The organism is Ruegeria sp. ABV3_008, from assembly GCF_056161185.1.
The window spans coordinates 605,795-626,685 of sequence record NZ_JBSWYP010000001.1; the positions used below are offsets into that span (position 1 = coordinate 605,795).

Annotated in this window: 26 protein-coding genes and 1 tRNA gene; 17 read left to right on the forward strand and 10 right to left on the reverse strand. The window is 57.8% G+C overall.

What is annotated here, in order from left to right; all coding sequences use genetic code 11:
* Nucleotides 1-44: 44 nt before the first annotated feature.
* Complete coding sequence (locus ACXAH8_RS03015; RefSeq protein WP_170548631.1) at nt 45-497, reverse strand: iron-sulfur cluster assembly scaffold protein; 453 nt, start codon at nt 495-497, stop codon at nt 45-47.
* Nucleotides 498-545: 48 nt separating this feature from the next.
* Here ACXAH8_RS03015 and hisI point away from each other — a divergent pair, with 48 nt between their 5' ends.
* Nucleotides 546-935: a phosphoribosyl-AMP cyclohydrolase gene (gene hisI / locus ACXAH8_RS03020; protein WP_170659581.1), complete on the forward strand. Its 390-nt coding sequence runs from the start codon at nt 546-548 to the stop codon at nt 933-935.
* 55 nt (nt 936-990) lie between these two features.
* Here hisI and gluQRS read toward each other — a convergent pair whose 3' ends face one another.
* The 4 genes from gluQRS to ACXAH8_RS03040 form a co-directional block, all read right to left on the reverse strand.
* Entirely contained in the window at nt 991-1,863 is an 873-nt protein-coding gene (gluQRS, locus tag ACXAH8_RS03025) for a tRNA glutamyl-Q(34) synthetase GluQRS (RefSeq protein WP_475215936.1), read from the reverse strand.
* A complete protein-coding gene (locus ACXAH8_RS03030; protein WP_475215938.1) occupies nt 1,860-2,474 on the reverse strand; it encodes a class I SAM-dependent DNA methyltransferase in 615 nt (204 codons plus the stop codon). The genes gluQRS and ACXAH8_RS03030 overlap by 4 nt, the downstream gene beginning before the upstream one ends.
* 37 nt (nt 2,475-2,511) lie before the next feature.
* Nucleotides 2,512-3,852 carry a methylenetetrahydrofolate--tRNA-(uracil(54)-C(5))-methyltransferase (FADH(2)-oxidizing) TrmFO gene (trmFO, locus tag ACXAH8_RS03035; protein WP_475215940.1) on the reverse strand — a complete coding sequence of 447 codons (1,341 nt, stop codon included), beginning with the start codon at nt 3,850-3,852 and terminating at the stop codon, nt 2,512-2,514.
* Between the two features lie 256 nt (nt 3,853-4,108).
* On the reverse strand, nt 4,109-4,894 hold the full coding sequence (locus tag ACXAH8_RS03040; protein ID WP_475215942.1) for an enoyl-CoA hydratase: 786 nt from the start codon (nt 4,892-4,894) through the stop codon (nt 4,109-4,111).
* 58 nt (nt 4,895-4,952) lie between these two features.
* Here ACXAH8_RS03040 and ACXAH8_RS03045 point away from each other — a divergent pair, with 58 nt between their 5' ends.
* Complete coding sequence (locus ACXAH8_RS03045; protein WP_475215944.1) at nt 4,953-5,396, forward strand: PaaI family thioesterase; 444 nt, start codon at nt 4,953-4,955, stop codon at nt 5,394-5,396.
* A gap of 63 nt (nt 5,397-5,459) precedes the next feature.
* On the opposite strand, the gene ACXAH8_RS03050 is transcribed toward ACXAH8_RS03045, so the two are convergent.
* Entirely contained in the window at nt 5,460-5,687 is a 228-nt protein-coding gene (locus tag ACXAH8_RS03050; RefSeq protein WP_170373748.1) for a DUF1127 domain-containing protein, read from the reverse strand.
* A gap of 99 nt (nt 5,688-5,786) precedes the next feature.
* On the opposite strand from ACXAH8_RS03050, the gene ACXAH8_RS03055 reads away from it, so the two are divergent.
* The 3 genes from ACXAH8_RS03055 to rpsI all read left to right on the forward strand — a co-directional run bounded on the left by ACXAH8_RS03055 (nt 5,787) and on the right by rpsI (nt 8,291).
* Nucleotides 5,787-7,190, forward strand: a complete 1,404-nt coding sequence (locus ACXAH8_RS03055) for an aminotransferase-like domain-containing protein (RefSeq protein WP_475215946.1) — start codon at nt 5,787-5,789, stop codon at nt 7,188-7,190.
* A gap of 162 nt (nt 7,191-7,352) precedes the next feature.
* A complete protein-coding gene (rplM, locus tag ACXAH8_RS03060; RefSeq protein WP_170373746.1) occupies nt 7,353-7,811 on the forward strand; it encodes a 50S ribosomal protein L13 in 459 nt (152 codons plus the stop codon).
* A 6-nt stretch (nt 7,812-7,817) separates the two neighbouring features.
* Entirely contained in the window at nt 7,818-8,291 is a 474-nt protein-coding gene (gene rpsI / locus ACXAH8_RS03065; protein ID WP_475215948.1) for a 30S ribosomal protein S9, read from the forward strand.
* A gap of 62 nt (nt 8,292-8,353) precedes the next feature.
* Here the strand turns inward: rpsI and ACXAH8_RS03070 are convergent, their stop codons facing one another.
* The 3 genes from ACXAH8_RS03070 to ACXAH8_RS03080 form a co-directional block, all read right to left on the reverse strand.
* Entirely contained in the window at nt 8,354-9,382 is a 1,029-nt protein-coding gene (locus tag ACXAH8_RS03070; protein ID WP_475215950.1) for an alcohol dehydrogenase catalytic domain-containing protein, read from the reverse strand.
* A gap of 175 nt (nt 9,383-9,557) precedes the next feature.
* Nucleotides 9,558-10,112 (reverse strand): hypothetical protein, encoded by a 555-nt coding sequence (locus ACXAH8_RS03075; RefSeq protein WP_170373744.1) that lies wholly within the window; start codon nt 10,110-10,112, stop codon nt 9,558-9,560.
* A gap of 582 nt (nt 10,113-10,694) precedes the next feature.
* A tRNA-Ser gene (locus ACXAH8_RS03080) sits at nt 10,695-10,784 on the reverse strand.
* Nucleotides 10,785-10,907: 123 nt separating this feature from the next.
* Between ACXAH8_RS03080 and ACXAH8_RS03085 the strand changes: the two genes are divergently transcribed.
* From ACXAH8_RS03085 to ACXAH8_RS03125, 9 genes are all read left to right on the forward strand, one after another.
* Nucleotides 10,908-11,750: a DUF2059 domain-containing protein gene (locus ACXAH8_RS03085; protein ID WP_475215953.1), complete on the forward strand. Its 843-nt coding sequence runs from the start codon at nt 10,908-10,910 to the stop codon at nt 11,748-11,750.
* Nucleotides 11,750-12,550, forward strand: coding sequence for a DUF2059 domain-containing protein (locus tag ACXAH8_RS03090; RefSeq protein WP_475215955.1), 801 nt, complete (start codon nt 11,750-11,752; stop codon nt 12,548-12,550). The genes ACXAH8_RS03085 and ACXAH8_RS03090 overlap by 1 nt, the downstream gene beginning before the upstream one ends.
* A gap of 209 nt (nt 12,551-12,759) precedes the next feature.
* Nucleotides 12,760-13,371, forward strand: coding sequence for a 50S ribosomal protein L21 (locus ACXAH8_RS03095; RefSeq protein ID WP_475215957.1), 612 nt, complete (start codon nt 12,760-12,762; stop codon nt 13,369-13,371).
* A gap of 11 nt (nt 13,372-13,382) precedes the next feature.
* Entirely contained in the window at nt 13,383-13,652 is a 270-nt protein-coding gene (gene rpmA, locus ACXAH8_RS03100; RefSeq protein ID WP_039535512.1) for a 50S ribosomal protein L27, read from the forward strand.
* Nucleotides 13,653-13,748: 96 nt separating this feature from the next.
* The gene (locus tag ACXAH8_RS03105) at nt 13,749-14,357 is read left to right on the forward strand and encodes a LysE family translocator (RefSeq protein WP_170665115.1); all 609 of its coding nucleotides are present in this window, start codon (nt 13,749-13,751) and stop codon (nt 14,355-14,357) included.
* A complete protein-coding gene (locus ACXAH8_RS03110) occupies nt 14,354-14,890 on the forward strand; it encodes a GNAT family N-acetyltransferase (protein ID WP_170458229.1) in 537 nt (178 codons plus the stop codon). Before ACXAH8_RS03105 ends, ACXAH8_RS03110 begins: the two co-directional genes overlap by 4 nt.
* A 38-nt stretch (nt 14,891-14,928) precedes the next feature.
* Entirely contained in the window at nt 14,929-15,963 is a 1,035-nt protein-coding gene (gene obgE, locus ACXAH8_RS03115) for a GTPase ObgE (protein WP_475215960.1), read from the forward strand.
* A complete protein-coding gene (gene proB, locus ACXAH8_RS03120) occupies nt 15,951-17,057 on the forward strand; it encodes a glutamate 5-kinase (RefSeq protein ID WP_475215962.1) in 1,107 nt (368 codons plus the stop codon). The genes obgE and proB overlap by 13 nt, the downstream gene beginning before the upstream one ends.
* Before the next feature lie 21 nt (nt 17,058-17,078).
* On the forward strand, nt 17,079-18,341 hold the full coding sequence (locus ACXAH8_RS03125; RefSeq protein WP_475215964.1) for a glutamate-5-semialdehyde dehydrogenase: 1,263 nt from the start codon (nt 17,079-17,081) through the stop codon (nt 18,339-18,341).
* Here the strand turns inward: ACXAH8_RS03125 and ACXAH8_RS03130 are convergent.
* The gene (locus tag ACXAH8_RS03130) at nt 18,338-18,934 is read right to left on the reverse strand and encodes a histidine phosphotransferase family protein (protein WP_475215966.1); all 597 of its coding nucleotides are present in this window, start codon (nt 18,932-18,934) and stop codon (nt 18,338-18,340) included. The genes ACXAH8_RS03125 and ACXAH8_RS03130 overlap by 4 nt on opposite strands.
* A gap of 40 nt (nt 18,935-18,974) precedes the next feature.
* On the opposite strand from ACXAH8_RS03130, the gene ACXAH8_RS03135 reads away from it, so the two are divergent.
* The 3 genes from ACXAH8_RS03135 to olsA all read left to right on the forward strand — a co-directional run bounded on the left by ACXAH8_RS03135 (nt 18,975) and on the right by olsA (nt 20,854).
* Nucleotides 18,975-19,157 (forward strand): DUF3553 domain-containing protein, encoded by a 183-nt coding sequence (locus tag ACXAH8_RS03135; RefSeq protein ID WP_475215968.1) that lies wholly within the window; start codon nt 18,975-18,977, stop codon nt 19,155-19,157.
* A gap of 100 nt (nt 19,158-19,257) precedes the next feature.
* Nucleotides 19,258-20,013 (forward strand): L-ornithine N(alpha)-acyltransferase, encoded by a 756-nt coding sequence (gene olsB, locus ACXAH8_RS03140; protein ID WP_475215970.1) that lies wholly within the window; start codon nt 19,258-19,260, stop codon nt 20,011-20,013.
* Complete coding sequence (gene olsA, locus ACXAH8_RS03145; protein WP_475215972.1) at nt 20,000-20,854, forward strand: lyso-ornithine lipid O-acyltransferase; 855 nt, start codon at nt 20,000-20,002, stop codon at nt 20,852-20,854. Before olsB ends, olsA begins: the two co-directional genes overlap by 14 nt.
* The last annotated feature ends 37 nt before the right edge of the window (nt 20,855-20,891 follow it).

Genomic DNA, 20,891 nt, shown 5'->3' on the forward strand with positions numbered 1-20,891 from the left:
GAAGTTTGGGTGAAATTAAACAGGTTTAGGCCAAAACACCAAGCTTAGGCGCAGTTCGACTGTTCGGCCTGTTCCATTGCCTCGGCCGTTGCCTCAAGCGCCAGCATGATTGAGGCATGGCGGTTTTTGTATTCGCGGGCGGGGATCAGAACTTCAAGCCCGTCAAACGGGGCATCCGGGGCAGGGCCCTCCTTTTTTAGCATGGCCTTCAGCTGATCTCGGGCGGTTTCCACTTGCGCCCGTGTGGCACCAACCACCGCATCGCCAACTACCGAAGCAGCGGCCTGTCCCAAAGCGCAGGCTTTGACGTCTTGTCCGAAATCGCTGACACGCCCATCTTTCATATTCACGTCGACAGTTACGGTCGACCCGCAAAGCGGCGAGCGTTTCTTGACCGTCGCATCGGGCTGATCCAGCCGATCCAGATGCGGGATATCAGCCGCCAGCGCCAGAATGCGCCCGGAGTACAGCTTAATCAGGTCGTTCTCGCCGCTCATGACTTTCCCTCGTTCCGTGTTCCCCATACATAGTGGTCAGCCCTTGGGATGCAAAAGGTTTTTGTCATGTCTGACACAGTCACGTTCGATCCATCCAATCTCAAATATAACGAAGCCGGGCTGATCCCCGCCATCGCGCAGGATCACGCCTCGGGTGAGGTCCTGATGATGGCTTGGATGAATCAGCAAGCGGTTGAGCGCACGTTGGAGACGCGGCGCGTCACCTATTGGTCGCGCTCGCGCCAGGCGTTCTGGATCAAGGGCGAGACCTCCGGGCACATTCAGGAGCTGGTCGATTTCCGCTTTGATTGCGACCGGGATTGCATCTTGGTCGTGATCCGTCAGACTGGCGCGGCGTGTCACACAAATCGCCGGTCGTGCTTCTACACGGCCGCGCGCGACGGTGAAGAAGTCGAGTTGATGAAACCGATGGAGTGAGTGGCGCAGATGTCGCTACCTTCGGTTTGAGTATTTTTGAAACGACAAAGCGGTGTCAAAGGCCGACCATGGCGCGGATGTCCTGAGGGGTTGCGCCTTCGACCCTGTATTTTGCGATGGCGCGAGCGTCGTCTCGTTTGGCGAGGCGTTTGCCGTTCGGGTCGCGGATCAAGCGGTGGTGCAGGTATTCGGGCGTGGGTAAGCCCAGCAGAGCCTGCAACAGGACGTGGATACGCGTTGCCTCAAACAGATCCTGACCGCGAATGACATGGGTCACACCCTGCGCCGCATCGTCGAGGACGACGGACAGGTGGTAGGAGGTGCCCATACCTCGGCGGGAAAGGACGACATCACCGATCGTTGTTTCCAGTTCGGCCTTGTCGAAGGAAATCCGTCCAGTTTCCCCATTTGGTCCAGTGCCTAGCTCGAGAAAACTGCCGCTCCCATGTGACAGAACGGATTGTGCCGCCATAGCCATATCAAGCCTGAGGGGCGTGTCTTTAGGTCGTTCTACGCTGTTTCGGCTCGCTTTGTGCCGACAGGTGCCGGGATAGATGATCCCGTCCGGCCCGTGCAGAGGTGCCCCTTCCTGAGGGGCGCTGGCCGCCGCGGCGATATCTTTGCGATTGCAGGTGCAGGGGTACAAAAGACCTTCCGACCATAGGGTATCGAGGGCCTGTTCATAGATATGGATGCGCTCAGATTGCCTCAGAACGGGTGTCGGCCAGCTGAGGCCCAGCCATTCGAGATCTGCGTAGATCTGTTCTTCCCACTGTGGTCGTGCGCGGGATTGGTCGATATCCTCGATCCGCAGCAGGAATGTGCCTCCTTCAGAGGCAGCCATGTCACTGGCCAACATTGCCGAATAGGCGTGGCCTAGATGCAAGGGACCTGTTGGAGAAGGCGCAAAGCGGGTCTTAAAAGTCACGTCTTTTCGAGTACATACACGTCAGATTTCATGTCCATTCCAGGCAGATGTGGCCCGTATTCCTTAAACAGCAGGCGCGCGGCCCCCATGTCCAGCCAGTCGTTCAGGCGTGAGGTATAAGAGTAGTCCGCAAGTGCATGATCATTATAAGAGAATGCCAATAGACCATCCTTGGGCAGCGCGTGCATGACGAGGTCTAGAGTTTCAGGCGGTGCTGCTCCGGCACCGATCACTCCGATAGCTGAAATGGTTGAGTAAGCGCCGTGTTCAATGGGTTCGGGATCAGAGATGTCAAAGCCGATCAGCGCACGATAAACGTTTTTGGCTTTGGCCTCCTCAAGCATATTGGGCGTGGGGTCCATTCCGTCGATCACTTCAAACCCGACTGAGCGCAGCGCAAGACCGGACAACCCCGTTCCACAGCCGTAGTCGAGGATGGGAGTTTGTGCCTCAGGCCTCTTGGACCACAGCGCTTTGGCAACCCGGCCCGGGGTGGCATATCCCTGTTCCGCGACAGAATCCTCATAGGTTGCGGCCCATTTCTGGTAGTGCGCTTGGGTGTCCTGCGGAGATTTTGATCCGTATGTGTCCTTGAAAAACTTGTCACTCATAACCGCATGTTAAGCCGCTGGATCGTCTATCGTCCAGTCAGCTTTGCGCGAGCCACTCCGTCCATTCAGCCTTGGCGCGGTCGGTGTAGGCTTTGTAGCGGTCTTTGCGTCCCCGGCGGCCACCTTTCAGGCCATCCACAGGGCGGAACAGGCCGAAATTGACGTTCATGGGCTGAAAGGTTTTGGCTTCCGCGCCGCCGGTGATGTGGTGGATCAGGGCGCCCATGGCACTGTCTTGCGGTACCTCGGGCAGGGCGCTGCCGAGAATTTCAGCTGCCGCCAGTCGACCTGCCAAAAGCCCCATAGCCGCGCTTTCGACATAGCCTTCGACACCGGTGATCTGACCGGCGAACCGGATATTCGGTTTTGATTTCAACCGCATCTGTGCGTCCAGCAAAGTCGGCGAGTTGATGAATGTGTTACGATGTATCCCGCCAAGGCGTGCGAAACTGGCGTTCTCTAGGCCGGGGATCATACGGAACACCTCGGTCTGGGCGCCGTATTTCATCTTGGTTTGGAAACCCACGATGTTGAACAGCGTGCCAAGCGCGTTGTCGCGACGCAGCTGCACAACGGCATGCGGTTTCACGTCTGGCTGATGGGGGTTGGTCAAGCCGACGGGCTTCATCGGCCCGTGGCGCAGGGTTTCACGACCCCGTTCAGACATCACCTCGATCGGCAGGCAGCCATCAAAGTAACCTGCGGTTTCACCCTCATGGAACTCAGTTTTGTCGGCGGCCAGAAGGGCGTCGATGAAGGCCTCATACTGATCGCGATCCATGGGGCAGTTCAGATAGGCGGTACGCTCTTCCTCGGTCTCGCCTTTGTCATAGCGGGACTGCATCCAGGCTTTGCTCATGTCGATGCTCTCAGCATAGACAATCGGCGCGATGGCATCAAAGAAGGCCAGCGCGTCTGAACCGGTTTCGGCTTGGATGGCTTGACCCAACTTGGCCGAGGTCAGAGGACCGGTGGCAAAGATCCACTGACCGTCGTCGGGCAGAGAGGTAACTTCTTCGTCCGTGACCGCGATCCGGGGGTGCGCGCGCAGTTTGGCAGTGACCGCCTCGGCAAACGGATTGCGGTCAACAGCCAGCGCCCCGCCTGCGGGCAGGCGGTGGGCATCGGCAGTCGTCATGATGAGGCCGTTGGCGGCGCGCATTTCCCAATGCAACAGGCCCACGGCGTTTTGTTCATCATCGTCTGAGCGGAACGAGTTGGAACAAACCATCTCGGCCAGATTGCCGGTCTGGTGCGCAAAGGTGCCCACGGTGGGGCGCATTTCGTGGATCACAACATCCACGCCCATTTCCGCCGCCTGCCATGCGGCCTCGGACCCGGCCATGCCGCCGCCCACGATATGCAATGCTTGTGTCATGCGCAGCCACTTAGGGCAGAGCCCAAGCAGGCGCAACTGAGCAACAGCCAAATGGTCCAGATTTTAGGGTGGTCTTGGGGTCGCCGCTGCGGGAATGTCAACGCCAGTGAGAGAAACCAGCTTGGAGGGACCTTCCGCCCACGGCGACCCAAAAGTGTAGCTGAGGCCTTAGCCTCGTCCCAGCATTGCCACAGTGTTGCCCTTTTGAAAAGTGCAAAAATGATGACAGTGGCGAAAAATGTTCGGAATAATCGCTTTATTGAGACCAATTTGGCGGACGTTTTTCGATAAACGCAGAAATGCCTTCTTCGGTATCGCGATGCAGCATATTCTGCACCATTACCTCTCCGGTATAAGCATAGGCTTGATCCAGCGGCATCTGAAGCTGTTGATAAAACGCCTCTTTCCCGATTTTGACGGCGACGCCCAGCTTGTCTGCGATTTGTTCGGCCAAGGCGAGGGTTTGGTCGTTGAGTTGAGTTTCAGGAACAACCCGATTGATCAACCCCAGTTCCTGAGCGCGTTCCGCAGAGAGGAAACCTCCGGTGGTCAGCATCTCAAATGCCTGTTTTCTGGGGATGTTGCGGCTGAGCGCGACCAAGGGGGTTGAGCAGAACAGGCCGATATTCACTCCGTTCACTCCAAAACGCGTGCCTTCGGCGGCGACGGCCAGATCGCAGGTGGCAACCAATTGACAACCGGCGGCCGTGGCAATGCCGTGGACCTGCGCGATAACGGGTTGGGGCAGGGACTGAATCGACATCATCATCCGCGCGCAACGGTTAAAGAGGTCCTGGAAATAGGCCTTGCCGCCATCCTCAGACTGGCGACCGGCTGTCATCTGTTTCAGATCATGCCCAGCGCAGAAGGCCTTGCCTTCGCCCGACAGGACAACGGCCCGGATCGAACGGTCATCGCGCAGCGTATCGAACTCGGCCTGCAGGGCGGCCAGCATCTCATCGCTCAGCGCGTTCAGCCTTTCGGGTGCGTTCATGTGCAGCCGCGCGATGGCACCTGTGTCGTTACGTTCCAAAATTGCCATCTTGCCCTCCCGCTGGCTGTTGGGCCAACTCTAGGGCGAGAAGTTAAGGAGGGGAAGCATGGGATTGGCGTTAAGCAAAGACGAGCTGTCGCAGTACCTTAAAGAGGTATTCCCACAGGTTCATCGCGATTTCGTGGTTGAGGACCTGACCGAGGAGACGATCACCATGCGCCTTGTGGTCGAGGACCGTCATTTACGCCCCGGTGGTACAGTTTCAGGGCCGTCGATGTTCGGTCTGGCAGATGTTTGCGTCTATGCCATGGTGTTGGCGCGCAAGGGGCGTCAGTCCTTGGCGGTGACGACCAACAGCTCTCTGGACTTTTTGCGCAAACCTGAAGGTGGCAAAGATCTGATCGCTGAATGTCGCCTTCTGAAACTGGGGCGCACTCTGGCCGTTGGCGATGTATTGATTTACTCGGTCGGGGCAGATCAGCCCGTGGCGCGGGCCAGTATGACCTATTCCATCCCGCCGGCCGGGTCTTTGGCTGCAAAATTCGGATAAAAAGGGCCGGGGCGAACCCCGGCCAGGGAAGAGGTCCCAAATGAATTTGGGACTGGGGATGGGTTAAAGTTGCCAGAAATAGCGCTTGATTTCGCGATCGGCTTGCAGACGGGTCAGGCCTACGTCCTTGAGCAACCTGTCATCCAGCTTTCCCAGATTGACGCGACTGCGACGACGGCGTTCCCATTGAGTGACCGCCGCCGCAAACTGCACGGCCAGCACAGCGATCAGCGGCAGCCGGGGGCTGGCGTTCAGCAGTGTAAGGGCGGGAGTGTGCATTGTGCGTGTCATCTCAGTATTCCTTTCAAATTGTATTGACACAAAGTAGTAATGTTCGGTACATGTGTTTGATACATTCGCAATTGTGTCAAATGCAAAGGAAGAATTGTAATGGATACAATTTGGCCGGAGACGCTGCCAAAATCCAAAGGGCCCAAATACACCCTGGTGGCTGATACAATACGAAAAGCGATTGAAACTAAGACGTTAGATATCGGGGCCAAACTGCCCCCTGTGCGCGAACTTGCGTATCGCCTCCAGATCACTCCGGGAACCGTCGCGCGGGCCTATACGATTCTGACCGAAGAGGGCTTGCTACAAGCTGAGGTTGGACGTGGTACATTTGTCGCCCCTCCGAAATCTCCGATTCTGGACGATGTCTGGTCAAGGCAGCTTCATCTGGCCGAAGCTCAGAATGCCAATCACGTCAGCCTGTTCAGCCCGAGGCTTGCAGATATGGGGCAGGTGTCTTTGATCCGCGAGTGTCTGCAGAAAGTCGCGCAGTCGGATCCGGCCTTGTTCATGAATTATCCGACACGCGATGCGTATAAACCTATGCGTCAGGCGGTTGTTGAATGGTTGTCGGACCTGCCGCTTGGCAAATTGAGCGACGATGACATTGTACTGACACACGGAGGTCAGAACGGCCTGTGCCTTGTTTTCCAGACCATTCTGCAGGGTCCCAAACCAATCGTGATGGTCGAAGATCTTTCTTATGCCGGGTTCCGTCGCGCGGCAGAGTTGATGCGGGCCGATGTGGTTGGCATCCGGATGGACAAATGGGGCATCGACCCAGGAGCGATGGAGCATGTTCTGCGCCAGACGCCAGCGCAGGCGGTCTGTGTATCGCCCGAGGTTCAGAACCCGACCGGGCTGCACACCCCTTTGGAGCGGCGCAAGGAAATCGTGGAAATTGCACGGAAATACGATGTGCAGATTGTCGAGGACGACTGCTACCGGATGGGAGACGCGAAGGAACCAAGTTTTCGCGCGCTGGCCCCTGAGCGAGGGTGGCACGTATCTTCGATCTCGAAAGTGCTGACACCGTCCTTGCGTGTCGGCTTTGCCATTGCGCCCAGAGACCGGAGCGTGGATCTGCGCCGCTCAGCCGAATATGGGTACTTTGGGCTGGCGCAGCCATTGGCTGAACTGACCCGGCTACTGCTCTCTGACCCTCGCACGCGCCAAATCGCGCGGGATGTGCGCTCTCGGATGGGAGAGTATGTGCGGGTGACCGTGAATGCCTTGGGCGGCTTCGATCTGAACTGGGCGCCTGATGTGCCGTTTGTCTGGCTGCATTTGCCGTCGGGTTGGCGGGCTGCTGCGTTCAGCCGTGCCGCCGAGCGAGAAGGGATTCAGCTGCGGTCTGCAGATGAGTTCGCGCTGCGGGACGGGCGCGCCCCGAACGCTGTGCGCATCGCGATGAACGGGCATGTCTCGCTGCAGAGGTTCGAGGACGCGATGCTCCGCCTTCGGGCTTTGCTGGACAATCCGCCTGAGCAAATCAGTGTTTAGAGTGGGGTAAAATAATACCTATTTTGTAAGTCATTAAAAAATAACAATAAAAACTTGATTGCGTGTGTTGACGTGCATTCTAAGCAGGTCTAAACCCCCTCCATCGAATTCGGACCGCTCTGTCTTGGGGCGGTCTTTCACATCAAACAGGACTATCCTGCCATGAAAACCTTTTCTGCAACACCTGCAGACATCGACAAGAAATGGATCCTGATCGACGCCGAGGGCGTTGTTCTGGGCCGTCTTGCCTCGATCGTCGCCATGCGTCTGCGTGGCAAGCACAAAGCGTCGTTCACCCCAAACATGGACATGGGCGACAACGTCATTGTGATCAACGCTGACAAAATCCAGATGACCGGCAAGAAGCGCGAAGAGAACTTCTACTGGCACACTGGCCACCCGGGCGGCATCAAGTCGCGCACCAAGCAGCAGATCCTGGAAGGTGCCCATCCTGAGCGCGTTGTCGTTCAGGCCGTCAAGCGCATGCTGCCGGGCAACCGTCTGGCGCGTCAGCAAATGACCAACCTGCGCGTATATGCCGGTGCCGAGCACCCGCATGAAGCCCAGGCCCCCGAAGTTCTGGACGTTAAGTCCATGAACAAGAAAAACACCCGGAGCTAATGACCGATGGCTGATCAGATCAATACTCTCGAAGAGCTGAGCGCCGTCGCAGGCGTTGAAACCGTGGCCGAAGAAGTCATCGTGCGTGACGAGCTGGGCCGCTCCTATGCCACCGGCAAGCGTAAAGACGCCGTTGCCCGCGTTTGGATCAAGCCGGGTTCCGGTAAGGTCACCGTGAACGGCAAAGACCAGGACAAGTACTTTGCGCGTCCGGTTCTGCAGCTGATCCTGCGCCAGCCGTTCCAGGTTGCCGGTGTGGAAGGTGAGTTCGACGTTGTTGCAACCGTCAAAGGCGGTGGCCTGACCGGTCAGGCCGGTGCGGTCAAGCACGGCATCTCGAAAGCGCTGCAGCTGTACGATCCGTCGCTGCGTGGTGCTCTGAAAGCCGCTGGCTTCCTGACCCGCGACAGCCGCGTTGTGGAACGTAAGAAATACGGTAAGCGCAAAGCGCGTCGTTCGTTCCAGTTCTCGAAGCGTTAATCGCTGCGAACAACGAATTTCAAAAGGGCTCGCAATCGCGGGCCCTTTTTCTGTTAATACGGTTAAGGCGTGATCATCACCTTCCCGTCGCTCGTTTTCAAAGCGTCTGCTAGGTTGGTGATCAGATCGCCCAGTGTCAGACGCTCGGATACATCCGTTTTCCAGCGCCCATCTGCGAAACGCGCCTGAACCTCGGTCACAACGCGCATCTGGTCGGCCGGAGGGGTGGTCATCATCCAGTTTGTTAGCCAGAATCCTTCAATCCGTTTGCCCATAAAGATCAGTTGCCCGGTTTGGGTCAGGGTCGGAGCGTCGCTGCCGAGTTTGCCATAGCAAATCCAGCGCGCGCGATTGGGCATGGCGCAGAATATCTGCTCGGATAGAGGGTCCATGACCGCGTCGAGAAAGACGCGGGGCTTCAGCCTGGCGCTCAGTTCGGCAAATTGGTGCGCAACGTCAGGGTCCGTTGTGACCAGAACTTCCGCAGCCCCAAGCTCTTTCAGCATTGGAACAGTCTCGGTGCGCCGCACCATGGCGATCGGCTTCAAGCCCAGATCCCGCCCAAGGCTGCACATCAGCTTACCCAACTGGCTGGTGGCGGCTGAAACAACAAACGCATCGCCGTCTACCTTGGCCATATCGACCATGGCCATCGCTGTCAGCGGATTGACGATCTGCGCAGCCCCGTCATCGTCCGAGATGTCGGGGCGCAAAGAGATGCACATTTGCATCTGGGTCACGACATATTCGGCCCACGCTCCCGATCCGGCGGCAACAAAGGCGACGCGCAGGCCTTGTAGACCTTCCGCGCCCTTGCCCGTTGCCACAACATCTCCACACCCCTCAAAGCCCGCAGCGGCGCCTTTGACACGGGGTTGGCCGTATTCGCCTTTGATGAAGTGAATGTCTGACGGATTGACCGAGGCGGTGCGCAACCGGATCAGAACCTGTCCGGGGCCGGGGGTAGAGACGGGCAATTCGGTATCGGCCAACCACTCAGACGCGTCTTCGATCATGGGGCCTGTCATAGTGCCGGAATAGCCATCGTGTTTCATGACAATGGCACGCATAGTAGAGGGCAAATCGGTCATTGGTCAGTCCTTGAATGGCGCCAGGGTCACCGGATCAGCCTTCAGCCTGACGGCAAAGAAAAACGGCGCGGGGTTCTTGTTGGGTCAAGCCAAACAAAAGCCCCGCGCCGCGTCAATTCAGTCGCGATCTAACGTCACGGCATGTGGATAAGGCCGCCCGTGGACAGCCTGATCCTTATTGGCTCATCGCATTTTGCAGGTCCTGAAGCTTGGTCAGAACAGCTTCGGGCGAGGCTTTGATCTCATCCAGGATCTTGATCACCTGATCTTTGACACCCTGTGCCATCTCGCTGTTCTGGACAGAGGCGACCATGGCGTCATAGTCGAAGTTCTGAGCTGTCAGCATGCCCTCTTCAACCCAAGAGTTGAACAATTCCTGACCTTGGTTCGCTAGAGAGGCAACCTGATCACCGGCTTGGTCTGCAGCCTCTGAGGCCTGATCTGCGATCGAATTGGCTGCCTCAGTGGCCTGATCCGCCACAGATGACGCGGCCTCAGAGGCCTGTTCGGTCAGAGATGACGCCGCTTCGCTGGCTTGTTCCGTGGCCGATTCCAGCGCTTCGCTTGCGGCGTCCTGCACGGCCGAGGCCGCTTCGCTGACGGCATCGCTCGCATCCTCGGCTGCGGCTTCAAGTCTTTCGGCCGGCGTCGGTTCAGGTTGGTTGAGATAGAAATACCCGCCCGCGCCAATACCGACGAGGACGATGATAATAAGAAGAGTACGCGACATTATGAGTCTCCTTTGGAAATTTGTGCCGCTGGGATGATCCAAATCTAGGACGACTCAAAGGGGAATTCTTGTGATTTCTCAGCAGAATACGGGTTTGGGCCAAGCTACGCTGATTGTGCGGCTTGATCCGGCGACAAAGCGCCCACTGCCTTGCGCTTTGCATTGAATTTCGATGAAATCGCATTACCGCGTTGAGCCCGGCGTTTGAGGAATAGGCGTTGCACGAGAACGTGGTGCCGAGCGAAACCTGCGATGATGCTCGCACTTTACTGCTCGGTCGAATTTTTGGTCTTATGTGAAGGACTTCACTGCCTTTGACCCCAAAATGACCGACACTGCAGTCAGACGGGGTAAAAGAGACATTGTGGGGGTCGCGCTCGGGTACGGTTCCCAAATTAACGAGTAACGTCTTTTGTTTGAATAGGCCTATTGGGCCAATAGGGGCACTGATCTCTCACTTTGTGGTTGAATGTGAGGGGCGGTGTGAGGGGGGCTGGATGAGGGGGTCTTGGCCAGCCCCTCTCTTTGCGCATCACGACAGACCCGTCAGTCTGTGAAAGCAAAGAAACCATTTGGAAATTATGGCGGAGAGACAGGGATTCGAACCCTGGGTGGGCTTGCACCCACAACGGTTTTCGAGACCGCCCCGTTCGACCACTCCGGCACCTCTCCGCGGGGGTCTGTGAGGGGGGGATTTAGTGAGGAACGCGCAGGGGTGCAAGCAGAAAATTCCCAGATTTCACATTCCTTGGATTTTCCATTGCCTGCCGCAACAAAACACCTAGGCTGATAGCTATGAAAAATCGAGTTGAGCGTTCTGTTGTCCCATTGCTCGCGCTGCTTGTCGCGCTTGTTTTGGTCCCTGTTTCTTCGGCTGCGGCCAATCGCGACCGGATCGAAGCCTTCCTCAATACCACCGGGTTTGATGTGGCGCTGGAGAGTATTGCGCTGGCGTCCGGCTCTGCCCCTGAAATGCTGGGCATTGATCCCGATGGATTCGGATCAGACTGGACCCGCCTGACCGAAGAGGTTTTCGATACCCAGCTTATGCATGAAACGGCGGTCTCGATTCTTGAAGAGACGTTGAGCGATGAGGCGTTGGCTCATGCTGTCGAGTTTTATGCTTCGGATCTGGGGCAACGACTGGTTGAGGTCGAAAACGCGGCGCATCTGAATGACGATGAAGAGGCCAAACAGCAAGAGGGGCAGGAAATTGTTGCTGGCCTCGTGCAGGATGGCTCGCCCCGGGTGGAACAGCTCAAGCGGATGAACAATGCGATTGATGCCAGTGGTACTTCGTTGCGCGCTTTGCAGGAGATCCAATTGCGGTTTCTTCTGGCGGCCAGCGCGTCTGGCGTGATCGACCTGCAGTTGGACGCGGATGAGCTGCGGTTGATGCTGCGGCAGAATGAGGCAGGGATGCGCCAGGCGTTACAACTTTCGGCGCTGGCAGGGGCAGCTTATACCTATCAGGATTTCTCGGACGAAGAGGTCGAGGCCTATGCCGAGGCGCTTGAACAGCCATTGATGCAAGAGGTCTATGAGCTTCTGAACGCGATCCAATATGAAATCATGGCCATGCGGTTTGAGGTTCTGGCTGTCCGCATGGCAGACCTTCATCCGGCTCAGGATATCTGATGCGTCTGGCACTTGCTTTTGTGGTGGCGTTGCTCTGCGCACTGCCAGCTGTCGCGAATGAGCGGGCCAATCGGCTGGCGCATGCCATGAAGCTGGATCAGGTTGTAGGAATTCTGATCGACGAAGGCATGGTTCATCAGCAGGAACTCGAAGAGAGCCTGTTGGACGGTGACGGAGGCCCTCTCTTTCACGATGAGGTTAAGGAGATCTACGACCACTCCTGGATGAAGTCCCGTCTGACCGAAGCTTTCGCCGAGGGAATGACGAAAGGGCAGATGGACCAGGCAATCGTTTTCTTCGAAAGCGATCTGGGGCAAACGATCGTGACGCTGGAAAACTCGGCCCGCAAAGCTTTTGCCAATGAGGCGATCGAAGAAATGGCGAACGAGGCCTATGAGGGCACCGAACCCGACTCGCCCCGTTTCGAGCTAGTCGAGGAATATATCCGCGCGAACGACCTGATTGACCAGAATGTCCAAGGATCGTTGAGTGCGGACTACAACTTTTTCTTGGGGCTCTACGGCGACAGTTTGGCCGAATACGAAGAGGTTCTGGATGGGTTGCTGGCGCAGAAAGACACTGTGACGGCCGAAACGACCACGTGGTTGTACTCCTTTCTGCTTCTGGCCTATCAGCCTCTGAACGAGGTCGAGATGCGCGAGAATATTGCGTTTTCCAGAACCGAGACCGGGCAGGCCTTGAACGCGGCCCTTTTCAAAGGGTTTGACGAGATGTTTGATGGGATTTCCTACCGTCTGGGGGCGGCGGTGGCGCAGGTTTGGCAATCCTCTGATCTCTGACCGGTCTTGGGTGTTGACTTTGCCATTCATTATGTGGATAAGCGCGCATCCCGGCCGGTTCTCCGCGCCGGGTGTCGTTATTATATGACCCTTCGAAACCTCGCGGGGTCTTCCACACAGCCCAAACAGGGCGCGCTGTTCGAGGTGGCTTTCAAGCCAAAAACGCCCGGTAGGGGACCACAGAACGCGGGTTAGAAAAGGAAAGACGCATGTTTGCGGTCCTCAAGACTGGCGGCAAGCAGTACAAGGTTCAGGCGGGCGACGTGCTCCGCGTTGAAAAACTGGCTGCCGACGCAGGTGAAAAAGTTCAATTCAACGATGTTCTGATGCTGGGCGGCGACGCTCCGGTTGTTGGCGCACCTTTCGTTGAAGGCGCAGGCGTACAGGCCGAAGTGATCGAACAGATCAAAGGTGACAAGGTCATCAAATTCGTCAAGCGCCGTCGTAAGCACAGCTCGAAGCGCACCGTTGGCCACCGTCAGAAGCTGACTCTGGTCAAGATCACCGACATCCTGTCGTCGGGCGCTGACAAGTCGGGCATCAAAGCTGCAACCGGGTCTGCTCCGGCTGGCGTAGCGGCACCTGCCGCAAAGCCTGCCAAGAAAGCAGAAGCCAAAGCAGAGGCACCCGCCGCTGCTGCCGCTGACGATCTGACCAAGCTGAACGGTGTCGGCCCTGCCGCTGCCAAAAAGCTGGTTGAAGCCGGTATCGAGAGTTTTGCCGCTCTGGCCGCCTTGTCGGACGAGCAGATTGCTGCTATCGACACCATCAAAGTGAAGCCCGAATGGGTTGAGCAAGCCAAAGAGCTGGCTCAAGGCTAAGGAGAGAGAGAATGGCACATAAAAAAGCTGGCGGTTCCTCCCGTAACGGTCGCGACTCAGCTGGTCGCCGCCTTGGCGTGAAACTGTATGGTGGCCAAGCGGCCATCGCAGGCAACATCATCGTACGTCAGCGCGGCACCAAGTTCTGGCCGGGCGAGGGCGTAGGCATGGGCAAAGACCACACAATCTTTGCAACCACCGATGGCGCCGTGAAGTTCCACAAGGGACTCAAAAACCGCACCTTCATTTCGGTCCTGCCAGTGGCGGAGGCCGCAGAGTAAGCCGAAACCCAGAAGGTTTAATAAAAAATTCATGGGGGACCGGCAGAAAATGCCGGTCCCTTTTTCGTTTTAGCGCAGTCGTGATCCAGAACAGCAATGCCCGTCGCAACCACTAGCTTTCTCATCTTTGCCGCCTCACAGGTCGGCACGCCGGGACCGGCCAACATGGTCCTTATGGGAACAGGTGCGCGCTATGGTTTTCGCGCCGCATTGCCCTTTGTGGCCGGGGTCGTTTTGGGCAAGCAGTTGATCATCTGGCCTGTGGGCTTTGGTCTGATGCAGGTTGCCGATCAGGCTCCGCTGGCGTTTGAGGTGCTGAAATACGCTTCTGCTGCCTATATTTGCTGGCTGGCATGGAAGATCGCCAATCTAAGGCTGTCTCGGGCAACGGCGGACGGGAAAGCACCGGGCTTTGTGTCCGGGCTCATCGTGCATCCGCTTAACCCCAAGGCCTGGGCGATGATCATTGCAGGGTTCACGGGGTTTGTTGCGGCGGGGACGTCCAGTTTTGAGGCGACGCTCACGATCGCTCTTTGTTTGTTGTTCTGCCAGATCGTTTTGCACCCGATCTGGACATTTGCAGGGGACCGGATCGCCCATGTGGTTGAAGGTCGGCCTGCGGAAAAATATCTGATGTGGACGCTCGCCAGTCTGACTGTTGCGTCCGTACTTTTTGTGTTGTTCGGAGGAGGAACGCACTCATGAAACTTGAAGCAATCATAAATCAGCCGGTCATCGAAACCGAGCGGTTCGATCTGCGCCCTCTGCGTCGGTCGGACATGGGGCTTATCGAACATTACGCAGGTGATGAGCGAGTGGCGCGCATGACCACGTCAATCCCACACCCGTTGCCGCCGGGCTCGATCGAGGCCTTCGTGACGCGCTCGATGGCGGAAGACCGGGATGAGGACGTCTGGGCGATGGACGCCACCAAGGACGGCGGGCCCGAGCTGATCGGCCTGATCTCTCTGCAGCGGCTTGATCGCAACCAGTCCGAGGTTGGCTATTGGGTTGCGCCTGTCTATTGGAACACGGGCATTGCCTCGATGGCTGTTGAGGCCCTGGTCGGTGCCAACCCGCTTGAGAACGCCAATATGTTCGCCAGCGTGTTTCAGGACAATCCGGCCTCGGCGAGGGTACTGACCCATTGCGGGTTCCAGTATCTGGGCGATGCGGAAAGCTATTCGGTGGCGCGCGACGCGAATGTACCCACCTGGACCTATACAAAGAAACTCTGACTTGTGGCCGATAGGGCCTTTGCAGTAGGGGACAGACCATGAAATTTCTCGATCTAGCAAAGGTCTACATCCGGTCCGGGGCCGGAGGTGGCGGCTGCGTCAGCTTCCGACGCGAAAAGTACATTGAATACGGCGGACCTGATGGCGGGGACGGCGGCAAAGGCGGCTCTGTCTGGGCCGAGGTCGTGGACGGGCTGAACACCCTGATCGACTTCCGCTATCAGCAGCACTTCTTTGCCAAGAACGGCCAACCGGGCCGCGGTCAGCAACGCACCGGCAAGGATGGTGACGACATCATTCTGCGTGTGCCGGTCGGGACTGAGATCCTCGATGAGGACGAAGAGACCGTGATCTGCGACCTGACCGAGGTCGGGCAGCGGGTTCTGCTGGCCAAAGGTGGCAATGGCGGTTTTGGTAACCTTCACTTCAAATCAGCAACCAATCAGGCGCCGCGTCGGGCCAATCCGGGGCAGGCGGGCATTGATCGCACCATCTGGCTGCGGCTGAAACTGATCGCGGATGTTGGCCTGTTGGGCATGCCCAATGCAGGCAAATCGACCTTTCTGGCCGCAACTTCTAACGCGCGACCCAAAATCGCGGACTATCCGTTTACCACGCTGCACCCCAATCTGGGCGTGGTCGGCGTGGACAATGTGGAATTTGTGGTAGCCGACATCCCCGGCCTGATCGAAGGGGCGCATGAAGGGCGCGGGATCGGCGACCGGTTCCTCGGTCACGTTGAGCGCTGTGCGGTATTGCTGCATCTGGTCGATGGCACCTCGGCAACCGTAGCCGACGACTATCGCACCATCATCCATGAGCTTGAGGCTTATGGCGGAGAACTGGCCGAGAAACCTCGGATCACGGTTCTGAACAAGGTCGACGCGCTGGATGACGAAGAGCGTGATTTGGCCAAGGCCGAGCTGGAAGAGGCCGTTGGCGGCCCCGTCATGACGATGTCAGGTGTCGCGCATCTGGGCGTGACCGAGGTGCTGCGCGCCCTACGTGCTCAGATCGACGAAAACCGCCTGCGCCAGAAACCCGCCGAGGAGGCCGCGCCGTGGCAACCCTGACCGCAGCCCGTCGGCTGGTGGTCAAGATCGGATCCGCTTTGCTGGTGGACCGGAACACGGGACAGCTGCGCTCAGATTGGCTGAAATCACTGGCTCAGGACGTGGCCTGGCTGAAAGGGCAGGGCACGGACGTGATTCTGGTGTCTTCTGGCTCAATCGCTTTGGGGCGCGGTGTTTTGGGCTTGCCTTTGGCGGCGTTGGCTCTGGAGCAGTCTCAGGCCGCAGCTGCTGTTGGTCAAATCCGTCTGGCGCGTGCCTATGAAGAGGTGCTGACCCCGCACCAGATCACCACGGCCCAAGTGCTGGTGACGCTTGAGGATAGCGAGGATCGTCGCCGCTATCTGAACTCTCGCGCGACACTTGAGACGCTTTTGGGCCTCGGCGTGGTGCCCATCGTCAACGAAAACGACACTGTAGCCACGGATGAAATCCGCTATGGCGACAATGACCGGTTGGCCGCGCAGATCGCGGTGACCGTTGGTGCGGACCAGTTGATCCTTCTGTCGGATGTGGACGGGTTCTATACCGGCAATCCGAACGAAGATGCCTCGGCCACGCGCTACGACACGATCGACCAGATCACGCCCGAGATTGAGGCGATGGCTGGTGACGCTGGCTCAGGCCTCTCTAAGGGCGGCATGAAGACCAAGCTGATGGCGGCCAAGATGGCGACGGCTGCGGGCTGCGATATGGCGATCACCGAAGGTTCAAAGCTCAATCCTTTGCAATCGCTTGAGAATGGCGCGAACAGCACGTGGTTCACTGCAACGCTTGATCCGCATGCAGCGCGCAAGCGCTGGATCTCGGCGATGAAACCGCGCGGAGAGATCACGATTGACGATGGCGCCGCAAAGGCGCTTTCAAATGGCAAAAGCCTGCTTCCTGCGGGTATCGTCGAAGTGACCGGTGATTTCGGACGCGGCGATCCGGTTGCCATTCTTGATCTGCAAGAGCGTCGGTTGGCGCAGGGCATCAGCCGCTATACCGCGCAAGAGGCTGACGCGATTAAAGGGCGAAAATCCTCGGAGATTGAGGCAACGCTGGGCTACCCTGGTCGCGCAGCGTTGATCCACAGGGACGATTTGGCGCTATAAAGGCGCAGAAAGGCTAAGGTTATGAAGGATCTCGACAATATTCCCGCTCTGATGGCCGATCTGGGTAAACGCGCCAAAGCTGCCGCGCGCGAGCTTGCCTTTGCCTCGGCCGAGCGTAAACATGCAGCCCTGATCGCAGCGGCTGAGGCTGTCTGGGCCAATCGCGCTCAGATCATCGACGCCAACAAGAAGGATCTGGAGTTCGGACGTGAAAAGGGCCTGAGCCCTGCCATGATGGACCGTCTGATGCTGAATGAGGACCGCATTCAGGGCATGGTCGATGGGTTGCGCACGGTGGCTGATCAGACCGATCCGGTGGGTGAGGTGATGACCGAGTGGGACATGCCTTCAGGCCTTAATATTCAGCGCGTGCGTACGCCGTTGGGTGTCATTGGGGTGATTTACGAAAGCCGTCCCAACGTGACCGCTGATGCGGGGGCGTTGTGCCTAAAATCCGGCAATGCCGTGATCCTGCGCGGCGGGTCCGAGAGTTTTCACTCCTCCACCGCCATTCACGCCTGCCTGGTCGAGGGGTTGAAGGACGCGAACTTGCCTGAGGATTCTATTCAACTCGTGCCGACTCGCGACCGCGCGGCGGTGCAGGAATTGCTGACCATGACCGACTATGTCGACGTCATCGTTCCGCGGGGCGGCAAAGGGCTGGTTGGGCTGGTTCAGCGCGAAGCACGCGTGCCGGTCTTCGCCCATCTTGAAGGCATCGTGCATATCTACATCGACAAGGCCGCCGACCCGCAAAAGACGTTGGACGTGGTGCTTAACGCCAAGACCCGGCGCACCGGCATCTGTGGAGCGGCTGAGTGTCTGCTGATTCATGAGCACGTGGCCGAAACCCTCGGGCGCGACGTGATTGCCGCGCTTTCGGCCGCAGGGGTCGAGGTTCATGCCGAAGGTGTTCTGGCCGTCGATGGAACCACCCAAGCCACCTCTGAGGATTGGGGCAAAGAGTTTCTGGACAGCATCATTGCTGCCAAACCTGTTGCCGACATCGACGCCGCCATTGCGCATATCCAGCAATATGGCTCGAACCACACCGATTGCATCATGACCGAGGATGACGCGGCTGCGGCCCGCTTCTTCCAGCGGTTGGACAGCGCCATCCTGATGCACAATGCGTCAACGCAGTTTGCGGATGGCGGTGAGTTCGGAATGGGCGCTGAAATCGGAATTGCCACGGGCAAAATGCATGCACGAGGTCCTGTCGGTGCAGCACAACTAACCAGTTTTCAATATCTGGTGCGCGGAAACGGTACAACCCGTTCCTAAAACCTCAGGGTGACGCGGGTTGTGCCGGTCTCGACCGAAACCCGCCGCCCCATGGCCGCGGCCGTTTCTGGCAGCAAGGCAAACTGAACCTGCGCCGGGGTGAGTTTGTTGGCGAAATTGCCCATGCCAACACTCTTCCATAAGTCATTGCCAATGTTCAGCTTATCGGCTGTGCCGGTCACCTGCCAGCCGGTGTCAGAGGCCGAGATATCGACTTGCCCACCAAACGGCATTGCACTCTCGCAGCACATCAGGGCCAGAAAGGCCAGTTTGACCTGATTGCGTGGCACAGCCTCGGTCAGGTTCCAGTTGACCCGCACACGACCCACGCGCTCCACGTCTTTCAGCAACTCGGCCACCTCGCTGCGCCCCAATGGCTGGTCACTAGCCGAACCAAAGGCCACGCGGAAAAACCGAATCCGCGCGCCGGCACTGCCGACACTGCCAGAGATCAGCTCCATCTCGGGGCCTTGCACCGCGCCAACCATATCCAACAGCTCTAGCCCGTTGGAGATGGCTCCGATCGGGCTGATCAGATCGTGACAGATGCGCGAGCCAATGAGCTCGGCCAGGTTGACGTCTGTGGCGCCCATGCGTACCTCCTGCTGTATCTGCCACCGGACCGGAGCCCCCATGACAGACCTCAATGCCATTCTTGCACCGGGCATGTTTGTCCGCCACCCCGATTTCCCCGATTGGGGCGTTGGACAGGTGCAGTCCAATATCGGGGGCAAGATTACCGTGAACTTCCGCGAGAAGGGGAAAGTGGTAATCGACGGAACGCGTATCGCCTTGATGCCGGTCTTTGATCCGTGAAACTGGTTTAGGAAAGGTTAACGCCAGTCATCGGATGGGACCCGTATTGCCTTTGGGGGAACAGCTGCGGTATCAGCCGGAGGCAACTTCAAGGAACGACATGCCGGATTCAGGTCCTTCTTTCACCATCCGACTCGCTGAAACCGAACAGGACCTGCGCGCCGCGCAGAGCTTGCGCTACGACGTGTTTGTACGCGAATTAGGTGGTGGCGGAGAGATGGTTGATCACGATGCCGGTCTAGAGCAAGACAAGTTCGATCCGTATTTCGATCACATGCTGGCGATCGATGAGCAGACCGGGGAAACTGTCGGTGTTTACAGGCTGTTACCGGGCGAACGTGCAGCAGATTTGGGCCAGTTTTACTCCGAAGACGAATACGATCTGACCGTTCTGAAGCAGAGCGGTCGCAAGCTGCTGGAGCTTGGCCGATCCTGCCTGCATCCAGACTATCGCGGCGGCACGGCCATGTATCACCTGTGGAACGGTTTGGCGGCCTATGTCAACGAGCGTGAGATCGAGGTTCTGTTCGGAGTCGCCAGCTTTCACGGCACCGATGTCACAGCGCTCGCCCAGCCCTTGTCAATGCTGCATCACAACCACCTGGCGCCTGCCGATCTGAGGGTCCGTGCGCAGCCTGATGTGTTTCAATCCATGAACCTCGTGGCACTCGAAGACCTCGATCGCAGGGCGGCAATGGTGCAGGTGCCCGCGCTGATCAAAGCTTATCTGCGTTTGGGCGGTTTCGTGGGCGAGGGGGCCTTTATCGACCACAGCTTTAACACCACAGATGTCTGCTTGATCCTAGATACCGCTCGGATGAACGAGCGGCAAAAGCGCATCTATGGCGGAGCCTAATCCCGTGAGTGATCCGCTTTGGAACAGTGAAGACGCGCCGGATGCGATTCACCTTGGCGTTCTGGGGTGGGTATTGGTTTTCTTTCGCGGTGTGCCGTTGGCGCTGCTGGTCTTTGGTGGCTTGATCATCTTGCTGACCATCCGCCTAATCGAACTCCCCTTGTTCGGTATTCGCCGACCAATAACTCCGTTCATCACCCAATTTGTTTGCCGCAACGCCTTTCGCATTCTGGGCATAGGTTTCCGAACTTCCGGAGATCTGATGGCTGAGCGTGGTGCAGTGGTGGCCAACCACACCTCTTGGTTGGATATCTTTGCGCTGAACGCCCGCAAACGGGTGTATTTCGTATCCAAGGCCGAGGTGGCGAAATGGCCAGGTATTGGTTGGTTGGCGCGCGCGACCGGAACGGTTTTTATTGAACGGGACCGGAAGAAGGCAAAAGAACAAACACAGGTGTTCGAAACCCGCCTGAAAGCGGGGCATAAGTTGCTGTTTTTTCCTGAGGGAACCTCGACCGATGGCCTCAGGGTTTTGCCATTTAAAACAACGCTCTTTGCCGCGTTCTTCGTGGACGAGTTGCGAGATCTCATGTATGTTCAGCCGGTCTCGGTGGTGTTTCACGCACCTCTGGGAGAACCAGACCGGTTTTATGGTTGGTGGGGCGACATGGAGTTCGGCCCGCATTTGCTGAAGACGCTCGGCGCGCGCAGGCAAGGGGCGGTCGAGCTGATTTATCATGCGCCGGCCAAGATCAGCGACTTTGAAAACCGCAAGGCGCTGGCTGCACATTGCGAAGAGGCCGTCCGTCACGCACACAGCTTGGCGCGGCTTGAAAAATAAGGGCGATTGGCCCTTGCGCTGCATCCAAACCTGCCGT